Origin of the sequence: uncultured Paracoccus sp., from assembly GCF_947487305.1 — a bacterium.
GTDB lineage: Bacteria > Pseudomonadota > Alphaproteobacteria > Rhodobacterales > Rhodobacteraceae > Paracoccus.
Window position 1 is genome coordinate 23,022 of sequence record NZ_CANKWH010000004.1, and the last position, 12,138, is coordinate 35,159.

The following is a 12,138-nucleotide window of genomic DNA, read 5'->3' on the forward strand; positions in this document are numbered from 1 at the left end:
GTTTGCGGTTGGGACCGGATCGGCTAGCGACAGGATAACAGCAACAACCCTGTCGAGCCTCATGCCGTCCCTGACCAAGCTTTTCGCCCCGCTTGCCCTTTGCCTTGCCGTTGCCGGATGCAACAGCGCAACTACCGGAACCGATGCGGGGGCGAACATGCTGCTGCCGGTGACGGCGCCGAAGGGGGCGATTGCGGCCCCGGCTGCGGCGCAGGTGTCGATGCGCTGGGGCGATCGCAAGGGGTCGGAGGCCTGGACCAAGGCCACGCTGGCGGCGCTGGAGCGTGAGGGCGTGCAGATGGTCTCGCAGGTGCCCGGCGATATTGCGACCTATTGCCCGGCCTATGCCGAGCGCGGGCCCGAGGGGCGTCGCGCCTTCTGGGCCGGCCTGTTGTCGGCGGTGGCCAAGCACGAAAGCACCTATAATCCGCAGGCCAGCGGTGGCGGCGGCAAATGGCTGGGGCTGATGCAGATCTCGCCGGCGACCTGGAACCATTACGGCTGCACCGGCAAGATGATGGACGGGGCCGACAACATGGCCTGCGCCGTCAAGATCATGAGCCGTCAGGTCGGCCGCGACAATGCGGTGGCGCGCGGTGGCGACGGCTGGCGCGGTGTGGCGCGGGACTGGGCACCGATGCGCAATGCCAGCAAGCGCGCCGATATCGCCGCCTGGACCAGCAAGCAGAATTACTGCCAGTCGCCGGTTTGACCGCCGAAGGGCAGGCCGAGGGCCTGCGCGTTTTCGATAAGATCATCAGCGATCGCGGGTCGCGCTATGCCGTCAGCGGCGGTGTGGCGCGCGACCGTGACGAGGCCCTGGCGCTGATCACCGCGCTGAAGCGGCAGAAGCGATTCGCCAAGGCCACCCATAACACCTGGGCCGCGATCCTGGCGGGCGAGCCGGTGAAGGATGATGACGGCGAATCCGGTGCCGGCGCGTTGATTCTGCAGATGCTGGAGCGCGCCGGGCTGACCGATCACGTCGTGATCGTCACCCGCTGGTATGGCGGCAAGCATCTGGGCGGCGACCGCTTTCGCCATGTCGCCGATGCGGTGCGGCATTATTTCTCGCAGACCGGGCTGGGTTAGACCGGATTGCCCGAATGCGTCTGGCCTTGGCCGGGCCGCGCGCTAGAATGGTCTGGAATACCAGACGGGGGATTTCATGGATTTCATGACGAAGGTCGCCGAGGTCGTCGGCGGGGTGATGGTGCAGCTGCGCAAATCCTCGGCGCCGAAGATCGCGGCAGTGGGGGCCACGCCCGAGATCCCGGATGCGAAGAAGCAGGGCATCATGACGCTGAAGATGCCGACGGCGCGGGGCTGGGACAAGGGGCATAAGCCGCAGACGGCACCGGGGCTCAAGGTGAATGCCTTTGCCGAAGGGCTGGCCCATCCGCGCTGGATCGAGGTCTTGCCCAATGGCGACGTGCTGGTGGCCGAGGCGCTGCAGGAAGAGCGCCCGCCGCGCGACCTGATGGACCGGGCGATGGTCGGCACGATGAAGCGCGCGGCGGCGGTCGGCAAGAGCGCGAACCGCATCTCGCTGTGGCGCGACCGCGACGGCGATGGCGTGGCCGAGATTCGCCATGATTTCCTGACCGGGCAGCGCCAGCCCTTCGGCATGGCGCTGGTCGATGGCACCTTCTATGTCGGCAATACCGACGGGATCGTCGCGTTCCCCTATGCCGAGGGCGCGGATCGGATCGAGGGGAAAGGCCGCAAGCTGGTCGATTTCAAGCCCGGCGGTCACTGGACCCGCAGTCTGATCGTCTCACCCGACCGGCAGCGGATCTATGCGGGCGTCGGTTCGCTGAGCAATATCGGCGATCAGGGCATGGCCGAGGAGGAAGGCCGCGCCTCGATCTGGGAACTGGATCTGGCCAGCGGGCAGGCGCGCGAATTTGCCACCGGACTGCGCAATCCGGTTGGCCTTGCATGGGAGCCGCAGACGGGTGCGCTCTGGACCGTGGTGAACGAGCGCGACGGGCTGGGCGACGAGACGCCGCCGGATTACCTGACCTCGGTGACGGATGGCGGCTTCTATGGCTGGCCCTATAGCTATTGGGGTCAGACCGTCGATGACCGGGTGGCGCAGGATGCCGCGCTGGTCGCCCGCGCCATCACCCCGGATTACGCGCTTGGCGGGCATACGGCCTCGCTTGGCCTCTGCTGGATGCCCGAGGGCACCTTGCCGGGCTTTGGCGCCGGCATGGTCATCGGCCAGCATGGGTCGTGGAACCGCTCGACGCTCAGCGGTTACAAGCTGATCTTCGTGCCCTTTGCGGGTGGCCGGCCCTCGGGTCCGCCGCGCGACATCCTGTCGGGCTTCCTGTCGCCGGACGAGAAATGGTCCTATGGCCGGCCGGTCGGCGTGGTGGTGGGGCCGGATGGCAAGTCGCTGTTGATGGCCGATGACGTCGGCAATGTAATCTGGCGGGTGACGGGGGCGTAAGTCGCCCCTCAGACCAGCCCTCCTCAGACCAGAACGGCCGACCAGTCGAAGGTCCGGATCATCCAGTCGGCGATGCGGTTGACGCTGCCTGTGGCGATGAGGGCCGCGAAGAGCAGAAGCAGCAGGCCCGAGGCGCGTTCGGTGTGGCGCAGAAGGGTGCGGTGCCGGGCGATCCAGCCCAGCACCGGCGCGGCGAAAGCTGCTGCCAGCACGAAGGGCAGGGTCATGCTGAGCCCGAAGGTTGCCAGAAGGCCGACCCCGCGCATCAGGCTGTCGCTGCCCGAGGCGATCAACAGGATCGCGGCCAGCGAGGGGCCGACGCAGGGCGACCAGCCAAAGCCGAAGGCCAGCCCGACGAGATAGCCGCCCAAGACACCGCGCTGCCGGGGTTCGGCCCCGATCCGCGCCTGCCGGTCGAGGGGCGCGAGCCGCAGGGTGCCCAAGAGATGCAACCCAAGGACGGCCAGAACCGCCGCCGCGACATAGGAGAGCGGCTGGCGGTAATCGGCAAAGGCGCGGCCAAGCGTGGTTGCGCCGAGACCGAACAGCAGGAAGATGCTGGTCACACCAAGGGCGAAGGCAATCGCGCCACCGATCAGGCGGCGATGCGCGCGCGGTTCGATCGCCTCGCCGTTCCGCAATTCCCCAACTGAAACCCCGCCGAGGTAGCCGAGATAAAACGGCAGCATCGGCAGGATGCAGGGCGAGGCAAAGGCCAGAAGCCCGGCCAGCGCGGCGCCCAGAAATCCGATATCCGGCATGGCGTCCCCCTTCAGGCCGGAACGGCGGGTGAGGGGTGGCGGATGGTCAAGCTTGCATTCCGGCCGGTCGCAGCGTGGCCAGGGTGGCGCTGTAATGCTCGCCAAGCAGCCGGCAGGCCAGATCGGCATCGCGCGCCAGTGCCGCGTCGAGCAGTGCCTGATGCTCGGCCACCGCGCCGTCGCGCCGTGCCGGATTGGAGTTGATGTTCAGCGAGATGTTCCGATAGCGCACCGCCTGAACCATCATCGTGGCGCAGAAGCCCTTGAGCCAGGCCGAGGCGCAGCGGCTGATCAGCACCCGGTGAAACTCGTTGTGGCGGATGTCCCATTCCTCGGAAATGCGGGTGGCAACCTCGGGTCCAAGGCGGCGCGAACTGCGGGCGAGGCGGTGGCAGGCCAGCACCAGATCCTCTTCCCATTGCTCGTCGCCAAGGGCTATGGATTCTCGCAGCGCCAGCGTTTCCAGCAGGATGCGGGTGCGCACCAGCTCGGCCAGGTCCTCGATCACCAGCGGCGAGACGAAGAAGCCCCGCTGGCTGCGGCGCTGGACCAGCCCCTCGGCCGAAAGCCGGTTCAGCGCCTCGCGCACCGGAACCGCGCCGATGCCATAGCGGTCCGAGACGGTTTCGATCTGCAGCTTGGCATCAGGCATCAGGTTGCCCAGCAGGATGTCGCGGCGAATGCGATCATAGGCCTGTTCGGACAGGCTGCGCGAATCCTCGGCAAGGCTTTCCTGGGCTTCGTTCATGGCGATGCTCCGATCCGTTCTCCTGCCCGGGCAGGGATACGCCCGCGTGTTGGTCGCGCCGTTCTGGCACAGCTCGGGATCGGTCGCAATTCCGACGCGCCATGTTGCAACCGGGGAGGCTGCGGATGCGCGCCGCGGGCGCAGGATCGCGCCAGGCTAACCGGTTATTTCGGAACGGCAAAAAAATATACGTTCGATCAATTAGTGAATGGGAATATCTGGAACTTGGTGCATGATCGGGAGGAGAGACGGACCAGTGGGGGGATTCGGTCCGTCTCTCGACCATCCACGACAAAGCTGCCGCTGTCGCGGCGCAAGCTCGCGACCGGCTTCGGCCTCTTCTTCGTCTGCCTGAACTTCTTCTCGGAATTGCTGGCGGGCTGATCCCCTCCTGCCGCTATTGCAGCGGCAGGCGGTTTTTCACATGCCGATGCGCCAACTGCCGGGCCAGCCGGCCCTTGGGCACCGGACGCGCCATCTGCCGGATGGCATCGGGCGTCGGGTCGGCCAGTTCCGGGAAGATGGCAAGCACCTCGTCCAGCGCCGCGCGGTCCAGCGATTTCAACGCCTGCGGCCCGGTATGCAGCGATTCCGCCTCGAGCCCGTTGGCATAGACGATCTCGTGCTGGTCGAAGAGGATGTGGAAATATTCCACCTCGTCGAAGTCAGCCAGCGCCTCGACCCCCGGCAGTTCCAGAAGGTGCTTGACCGCGACCAGAACCTCGTCCTCGCCGAACATCCGTTGGGCGATGCGCGAGCGCACCAGAACCCGATGCTGCGGCGAGAGCGAGAGGTCGCGCGAGGGCAGGCCCTCGCCAAGCGCGCCGGCGCGGATGCGGATCGGGCTGATCGCCAACGTATCCTCGCCGCGGTCATTGGCGAAGGCCCGCGAGCCGATCCAGCGGATCGGCTTGAACCCGTTGTCGCGGGTGCGGATCATGTCGCCGGCCTTCAGTGCCTCGACCGGCTGCGGGCCGGTCAGGGTCTCGATCAGGCTGCCGCGGGCGAAGCAGATCGGCAGGTTCTCGATTTCCTGGAAATTGACCGTGTAGATATTATCTTCGTCGTCGATGACCTGGAAGCTGCCCCGCCAGGACATGCCCGGGCCACTAGCCTCATCCAGGGTCTTCCTCATCGTGCCGAGGACAAACCTGAGCCCGTCCCCAAGCACGATGGAATCGTAATCGTCGACATCGCCGGACGCGGTCGAGCCGGTGCCACCATTGATGGTGAAGGGCCCGGCGGTGCCATCGGCGGTGGTCAGGGTGAAGGTGTCGCGATCGTCACCGCCCTGGGCCTGATCGCTTGCCCCTACGGTGATCTGGTCATTGCCGATGCCGCCGTCCAGCTGGTCGCTGCCGGTCCCGCCGTCGAGGATGTCATTACCCGCGCCGCCATTCAGCTGGTCGCTGCCGGCCCCGCCATCCAGCTGGTCATTATCCTCGCCGCCGTTCAGGATGTCGTTATCGGCCCCGCCCAGAAGTGTGTCATTGCCGGTGCCGCCGTTCAGAATGTCGCCGCCGATGCCGCCATCAAGGCGGTCAGCGCCCGCGCCGCCGGTCAGGACATCGCCGCCCGCGTCGCCCTGAAGCGTGTCATCGCCGGTGCCGCCATCCAGCTGGTCGTCACCGGCCCCGCCCGCGAGCGTGTCGTTATCGGCGCCGCCATCGATTGTATCGTTGCCGGTGCCGCCGTCGATATTGTCAGTCCCGGCCCCGCCGGTGATCGAGTCGTTCTCGCCGCCGCCGGCGATCGAGTCGTTGCCGATACCGCCGTCCAGTCGGTCAGCCCCGGCGCCGCCGTCAAGCGTGTCGTTGCCACCACCGCCGAGCACTGTGTCGTTGCCCGCGTCGCCAAACAGCTGGTCATTGGCATTGTCATCCGAGGTGACCGTCGGCGTTACGGTTCCGCTTGTCGCGTTCGTCGCGAGGCCCGCGACATCGAAGCCCGCGATGTAGTCGTTCCCGCTGCCGCCGCGGATCGTGTCGGCCCCATCGCCGCCTTCGATCGCGTCGTCGCCCTCGTCTCCGTGCAGCGAGTCGGTGCCGATACCTCCGGCAAGGGTATCATTGCCAAGGCCGCCGTAGACGGTGTCGTTGCCGGCCTCGTTGTCGACGTCGACATAGGTGAGGTCGTTGCCATCGCCGCCATAGATCAGGTCATCGCCGGTCTCGCCCTGCAGCGTGTCGTCGCCAGCGCCACCGTAAAGCGTGTCGGCGTCGGCACCGCCGCCGAGACGGTCGTTGCCGTCATTGCCCAGAAGCGAGTCGTTGCCTTCATCGCCCCAGAGCGTGTCATTGTCGAGGCCGCCGTCGATGGTGTCATTTCCCCCGTCGCCGGTAATGGTGTCGTTGCCGGCACCCCCGGTGATCGAGTCATCGTCCGCGCCGCCGGCAATGGAATCATTGCCGATACCGCCGTCCAGCCGGTCAGCCCCGGCGCCGCCGTCAATCGTGTCGTTGCCGCCACCGCCGAGCACGGTGTCGTTGCCCTCGCCGCCATAAAGCTGGTCATTGGCATTGTCGTCCGAGGCGACCGTCGGCGTTACGGTTCCGCTTGTCGCATTCCCCGCGAGGCCCGAGACATCGAAGCCCGCAATGTAGTCGTTCCCGGTTCCTCCGTAGATCGTGTCGGCCCCATCGCCGCCTTCCAGCGCGTCGTTGCCCTCGTCTCCGGTCAGCAGATCTGCGCCGAGTCCTCCGCCCAGGGTATCATTGCCAAGGCCGCCATTGATGGTGTCGTTGCCTGCCTCGTTGTCGGGGCCGAAACTGGAGACGTCGTTGCCATCACCACCAACGATCAGGTCGTCGCCGAGTTCGCCCGACAGCGTGTCGTCGCCAGTGCCACCGAGAACCGTGTCGGCGCCGCCGCCGCCGGATACACGGTCGTTGCCGCCACCCCCGAAGACGATGTCGCTGCCGTCGCCGCCAAACAGCTGGTCATTGGCATTGTCATCCGAGGCGACCGTCGGCGTTAAGGATCTGTTTGACGCGCTCCCCGTGAGGCCAGAGACATCGAAGCCCGCGATGTAATCGTCCCCGCTGCCGCCGTAGATCGTGTCGGCCCCATCAGCGCCTTCGATTGCGTCGTTGCCCTCGTCTCCGGACAGGAAGTCATTGCCGAGACCTCCGCCCAGGGTATCATCGCCAAGGCCGCCATAGACGGTGTCGTCACCGGCCTCGTTGTCGGCGCCGACAAAGGTGACATCGTTGCCATCGCCGCCAAAGATCTGGTCGTTGCCGGCCTCACCCGACAGGGTGTCGTTGCCAGCGCTGCCATAGAGGCTGTCGTCACCCGTACCGCCCCAGAGCTGATCGTCATTAGCACGCCCGTCGAGGGTGTCATTGCCGCCAAAACCGAAGATCGTGTCACTGGAATTGCTGTTAGCCGCGGGGCTAAGGCTATCGGCACCGTCGGTTCCATTAATAACTGGCATAGCGCTTCTGTCCTTGACCGCTGGCTCTTGCGCCGGACCATATCGTATCGCCCATGTCAGGCCAATGATTTCCGTCGAAGTATAGCCAAATGGGTAGGTCGTAGAGTGGTGTTTTCGTTCAGCTTCTGTCCTTTTGGACAGGTGCGCATCGCAGATCGGGTGCCGGCGCGCATCGCGCCTGTTGCAGATGCGCACGCCATGCAGAATCTGCAACGCTGCTTTTCCCCGATAGCGCTCGACATTGCTGCGCTGCGGCATATTTTTCTTCGGTATACCAGCCAGAGATTCCCCCCGATGACCACCGAGACCCGCAGCCTGCGTCCCGCGATCCTTGCGCTTGCCCTTGGCGCCTTTGCCATCGGCACCTCGGAATTCGCCGCCATGGGGCTTCTGCCCTATTTCGCCGCCGATCTCGGCCTGACCGAGCCCGAGGCCGGACATATCATCAGCGCCTATGCGCTTGGCGTGGTCATCGGTGCGCCGCTGACGGCGATTGCCGGGGCAAGGCTGCCCCGCCGGCGCTATCTGGCGGCGCTGATCGGCTTCTATGCGGTGATGAACCTGCTGGCCGCCGTGCTGCCGGGCTTCTCGGCGCTGGCGATCACCCGCTTTCTGGCCGGGGTGCCGCATGGCGGTTTCCTCGGCGTGGCGATGCTCTACGCCGCCGATGCCCTGCCGCGCGAACAGCGGGCACGGGGGGCGGCGCAGGTGCTGCTGGGTCTGACCGTCGCCAATATCGTCGGCGTGCCGCTGGCCGGGGTGCTGGGGCAGGAGATCGGCTGGCGCTGGGGCTTTGCGCTGCCGGGCCTGCTGGGGCTGATCTCGGCCTGGGCAATCCTGAAGCTGGCGCCGCGCGTCGGTGGCAACCCGAATGCCCGACCGCTGGACGAGCTTGCGGCGCTGCGCAACCCGCGCGTGCTGTGGCTGCTGGCCGTCGGCTCGATCGGTTCGGGCGGCATGTTCGCCGTCTATTCCTTCCTGACCGCCGCCATCATGGCCACGACCGATGCCCCGGCCTGGGCGATCCCGGCGGCGCTGACCATGTTCGGCATCGGCGGCACCATCGGCACCTGGGGCGCCGGCCGGCTGACCGAGATCTGGGGCACGGCGCGGACCGCCTATGCCAGCCTTGCCGCCATGGCGCTGACGCAGTTCTTTGCCGCGCAGGCGGTGGGCAGCTGGCCGCTGATGGTCTTGTCGTCGTTCCTTCTGGCGCTGGCCGCCTGTCTCTTCATCCCGCTGCAGACGCGGCTGATGGATGTGGCCGGGCGCGCGCAGAACATGGCCTCGGCGATGAACCACGCCGCCTTCAATGCCGCCAATGCGCTGGGGCCGCTGCTGGCGGGGATGGCGCTTGCCGCCGGCTGGGGCTGGCAATCCTCGGGCTATGTCGGCATGGCGCTTACGGCGCTGGGGGCGGTGATCCTGACGCTTGCACTTTGGCAAGAGCGGGCAGGCGCGGCTCGGGCAAGGACTGCATGATGACCCGGCGCGAGCGACTGGCAAACTCGCGCCGCCAGGTGATGAAGGTGACGAAAGCCGCCGCCGCCATCAGCGCCCAGGGCCCGGCCAGCCAGGTCAGCGCACCGATGGCGTAATAGACGCTGCGCAGCCCGGCATTGAAGCTGCGCGCGGCGGTGATGTTCAGATCGGCCGCCTGATCGGCACGGGGCAGGGCGGCAGGATCGCTTGGATCATCGGGCACCGAGGCCATCAGGATGGCGCAATAGCCGAACAGCCGATGCGCCCAGACAAATTTCAGGAAGGCGTTGACCACGAAGGCCATCGGCAAGAGCAGCTTGATCTCCCACAGGATCGAGGTGCCCTGGCCCAGTTCCAGATCCTGCGCCAGACCGCGCAGCTGGTCGGTATTGCCGATCAGCGCCAGCGCCCCGCCGATGCCGATCATGCAGGCCGAGGCGAAGAAGGCGGTGCCCTCGCGCAGGCTGGTCAGCACGTTGCCATCGAAGATGCGCGGATCGCGGCTGACGAAATGGCGCATCCATTCGCGGCGATAGCGCTTCATCAGCACCGAGACCGAGGGCTTGCCCTGCGGCGGATGCTCGGTGAACCAGCCGATGCCGAGCCAGCCGGCGAACAGCAGGATCAGCGCGATCAGGTCGGTGCGGCTCATCGCCTGCGTCAGAATGAATTCCAGTCCCATGCCTTCGTTCTAGGCAGGGTCGCAGGGGTTTGAAAGCCCCTGCGTCCGATCGCCTGCAGCAGGCCCGGATGCGTCAGCCGCAGGTATTGCTGCAGGGCACCTGTTCGCGCGAAACGACGATGCCGGTATAGGTGTCCACTATTTCATTGAAACAGGACCCGCCGATCTGCACGTTTCGCAGCAGCATCCGCTCGTCCAGAAAGCGCTGGCACTGGGTGATGATCTGGTACTGCTGCGCAAGGGTGATCGCGGGCTGATCGTCCGGCACCTGTTCGGCGATGGGGCCAAGGGTCATGCGCGCTTCGGTCTGCCGGGCTTCTGCCGTCATCGAGACGAGCCGCCCCAGCAGCGGCGCTGCCGAGGCTGTGGCCGGCGGCTCGTTCTGGGCCAACAGGCGTGCGGTCTCGATGATCTCATAGGCTCTCTTGCCGTCTTGCGTGACCAGCCTGATCAGGATGTCGCCGCTGTCGCAGATCAAGCTTTCGACGCTGGAGGTTCCGGCCGGCACCAAGGGGGCGGGCGTGGCGAGGCAGCCGAGGTTGCGGTTGATCCGGCTGGTCCGCGCCAGCGCCTCGGCCATGGTGATCTTGGACCGGTCGAGGTCGTTATAGAACGCGCGAAGACTGTCGACCCAGTCCGGCACGGCGGTCAGCAGCAGGGCGGCGGCGGTGGGATAGAGGAACATCCACTGCCACCAGCGGCGCGGTTCGCGATCGGGGGGCGGGTCAGCGGGCTTGGCTGGCGGCGCGACCGGGGCAGGGCCGACAGCAGGGGCGGGGTCTTGAGACATGGCAGCACCTATCGGATGTGAAAGCAGAAGCTTCAGTTGGATCGGGGCGCTGGAATGACATTATTATATTAATTCCGATTATATTTTAATTCAATATTTCTTTTACAATTCGAGATTGCATTTAAATGCGATCAGATAAACCCGGCGCTGCCGGGCCGGTGCTTGAATATCACCGATGACTGCCTACCTCTGTGCTGTCGGATGGCAGGATCTGCGCCGGCACCATGCCCGCCCGGAAACGGGGGGTTAAAACTTGCATCGCTTTGAAAGGATGTTCCCTATGCGTAACTTCGATCTGACGCCGCTCTACCGCGCCTCGGTCGGTTTCGACCGCCTGGCCGATGTCATGGACCGCACGCTGTCGGCCGACCTGGCCCAGACCAGCTATCCCCCCTACAATATCGAGAAGACCGGCGAGAATACCTACCGCATCTCCATCGCCGTGGCCGGTTTCGCCGCTGACGACCTGTCGGTCGAGGTGCGCGACGCCGCGGTGATCGTCGCCGCCCGCAAGGCCGAGGAAGACAGCAGCCGCACCTACCTGCATCGCGGCATCGCCACCCGCGCCTTCGAGCGCAAGTTCACCCTGGCCGACCATGTTCGCGTCGAGGGCGCCAGCCATGTCGACGGGATGCTGCATATCGACCTGGTCCGCGAGATCCCCGAGGCGCTGAAGCCCCGCCAGATCGCCATCGAGAAGCTGGACAGCCGCAAGGTGCAGAAGCTCGACGCGTAAGCGCTGTTGAAGAGGCTGGGGGCTGTCCGCCCCCAGACCCCCGAGGATATTTCAGCCAAGATGAAAGGGCGGCCTTCGGGTCGCCTTTTTTTGTCAGAGCCTGCGGCGGGCGCGCAGCGCGGCGGTGATCGTGCCGTCGTCGAGATAGTCGAGCTCGCCCCCGATCGGCACGCCCTGCGCCAGCCCGGTGACGGTGACGCCGGTGCCTTCCAGCGCGTCGGCGATGTAATGGGCGGTGGTCTGGCCATCGACCGTGGCGTTCAGCGCCAGAATGACTTCGGAGACTCGGTCACGTGCGATGCGGTCGATGAGGGCGGGGATGCCCAGGTCTTCGGGCCCGATCTCGTCCAGCGCCGACAGTGTGCCGCCCAACACGTGGTAGCGGCCCTTGAAGGCATGGCCGCGCTCCAGCGCCCAGAGATCGGCCACGTCCTGCACCACGCAGATCTCGCCGGTGGCGCGGGCCGGGTCGGTGCAGATCGCGCACTCGTCGTGGTCGGTGATATTGCCGCAGGTCAGGCATTCGCGCGAGTTGCTGGCGACGCTGTCCAAGAGCGCCGAAAGCTGCGCCATCTGGCCCTGCCGTTTGCGGATCAGGTGCAAGACGATGCGCCGGGCCGACCGCGGCCCGAGGCCGGGCAGCCGGCCCATCAGCGCGATCAGCGCCTGGATGTCGTCGCTGCCCTCGGCCATTCTGGTTCTAGAAGGGCAGTTTCATGTCGGCGGGCAGGCCCAGTTCCTGGGTGATGCGCGACATTTCCTGCTGGCTGCGATCCTGCGCCCGGCGCTGCGCGTCCTTGATGGCGGCAAGGATCAGGTCCTCGACCAGTTCCTTTTCCGAGGCGACGAAGATCGAGGGATCGATCTCCAGCGCCGTCAGCTCGCCCTTGGCCGTGGCGGTGGCGCGCACCAGCCCGCCGCCGGATTCGCCCTGGACCTTGATGTTGTCCAGATCGTCCTGCAGCCGCTGGACCTTGTCCTGCATGTCCTTGGCCGCCTGCATCATCTTGGCCATGTCGCCCAGACCGCCCAAACCTTTCAGCAT

Annotated in this window: 12 protein-coding genes; 5 read left to right on the forward strand and 7 right to left on the reverse strand. The window is 66.2% G+C overall.

Translation table 11 applies throughout. The features are described 5' to 3' along the window. Nucleotides 1-61: 61 nt before the first annotated feature. The 3 genes from Q1A36_RS06365 to Q1A36_RS06375 all read left to right on the forward strand — a co-directional run bounded on the left by Q1A36_RS06365 (nucleotide 62) and on the right by Q1A36_RS06375 (nucleotide 2,458). Nucleotides 62-712 carry a lytic transglycosylase domain-containing protein gene (locus tag Q1A36_RS06365; protein ID WP_299841160.1) on the forward strand — a complete coding sequence of 217 codons (651 nt, stop codon included), beginning with the start codon at nucleotides 62-64 and terminating at the stop codon, nucleotides 710-712. Between the two features lie 23 nt (nucleotides 713-735). Then, complete coding sequence (locus Q1A36_RS06370; protein ID WP_299841610.1) at nucleotides 736-1,092, forward strand: YigZ family protein; 357 nt, start codon at nucleotides 736-738, stop codon at nucleotides 1,090-1,092. Nucleotides 1,093-1,168: 76 nt separating this feature from the next. Continuing rightward, the gene (locus tag Q1A36_RS06375) at nucleotides 1,169-2,458 is read left to right on the forward strand and encodes a sorbosone dehydrogenase family protein (protein ID WP_299841162.1); all 1,290 of its coding nucleotides are present in this window, start codon (nucleotides 1,169-1,171) and stop codon (nucleotides 2,456-2,458) included. A gap of 23 nt (nucleotides 2,459-2,481) precedes the next feature. Here Q1A36_RS06375 and Q1A36_RS06380 read toward each other — a convergent pair whose 3' ends face one another. From Q1A36_RS06380 to Q1A36_RS06390, 3 genes are all read right to left on the reverse strand, one after another. Continuing rightward, nucleotides 2,482-3,219, reverse strand: a complete 738-nt coding sequence (locus Q1A36_RS06380; RefSeq protein WP_299841164.1) for a cytochrome c biogenesis CcdA family protein — start codon at nucleotides 3,217-3,219, stop codon at nucleotides 2,482-2,484. A gap of 46 nt (nucleotides 3,220-3,265) precedes the next feature. Continuing rightward, nucleotides 3,266-3,967 (reverse strand): GntR family transcriptional regulator, encoded by a 702-nt coding sequence (locus Q1A36_RS06385; RefSeq protein WP_299841166.1) that lies wholly within the window; start codon nucleotides 3,965-3,967, stop codon nucleotides 3,266-3,268. Between the two features lie 397 nt (nucleotides 3,968-4,364). After that, nucleotides 4,365-7,403 (reverse strand): Hint domain-containing protein, encoded by a 3,039-nt coding sequence (locus Q1A36_RS06390; RefSeq protein ID WP_299841168.1) that lies wholly within the window; start codon nucleotides 7,401-7,403, stop codon nucleotides 4,365-4,367. 294 nt (nucleotides 7,404-7,697) lie between these two features. On the opposite strand from Q1A36_RS06390, the gene Q1A36_RS06395 reads away from it, so the two are divergent. Then, the gene (locus tag Q1A36_RS06395) at nucleotides 7,698-8,885 is read left to right on the forward strand and encodes an MFS transporter (RefSeq protein ID WP_299841170.1); all 1,188 of its coding nucleotides are present in this window, start codon (nucleotides 7,698-7,700) and stop codon (nucleotides 8,883-8,885) included. On the opposite strand, the gene Q1A36_RS06400 is transcribed toward Q1A36_RS06395, so the two are convergent. Next, nucleotides 8,806-9,567, reverse strand: a complete 762-nt coding sequence (locus Q1A36_RS06400; RefSeq protein ID WP_299841172.1) for a DUF599 domain-containing protein — start codon at nucleotides 9,565-9,567, stop codon at nucleotides 8,806-8,808. The genes Q1A36_RS06395 and Q1A36_RS06400 overlap by 80 nt on opposite strands. Nucleotides 9,568-9,640: 73 nt before the next feature. Then, the gene (locus Q1A36_RS06405; protein WP_299841174.1) at nucleotides 9,641-10,357 is read right to left on the reverse strand and encodes a hypothetical protein; all 717 of its coding nucleotides are present in this window, start codon (nucleotides 10,355-10,357) and stop codon (nucleotides 9,641-9,643) included. A 280-nt stretch (nucleotides 10,358-10,637) separates the two neighbouring features. Here Q1A36_RS06405 and Q1A36_RS06410 point away from each other — a divergent pair, with 280 nt between their 5' ends. Beyond that, nucleotides 10,638-11,093, forward strand: coding sequence for an Hsp20 family protein (locus Q1A36_RS06410; RefSeq protein WP_299841176.1), 456 nt, complete (start codon nucleotides 10,638-10,640; stop codon nucleotides 11,091-11,093). Between the two features lie 93 nt (nucleotides 11,094-11,186). On the opposite strand, the gene recR is transcribed toward Q1A36_RS06410, so the two are convergent. After that, complete coding sequence (gene recR / locus Q1A36_RS06415; protein ID WP_299841178.1) at nucleotides 11,187-11,786, reverse strand: recombination mediator RecR; 600 nt, start codon at nucleotides 11,784-11,786, stop codon at nucleotides 11,187-11,189. 7 nt (nucleotides 11,787-11,793) lie between these two features. Next, nucleotides 11,794-12,138 carry a YbaB/EbfC family nucleoid-associated protein gene (locus tag Q1A36_RS06420; RefSeq protein WP_101751406.1) on the reverse strand — a complete coding sequence of 115 codons (345 nt, stop codon included), beginning with the start codon at nucleotides 12,136-12,138 and terminating at the stop codon, nucleotides 11,794-11,796.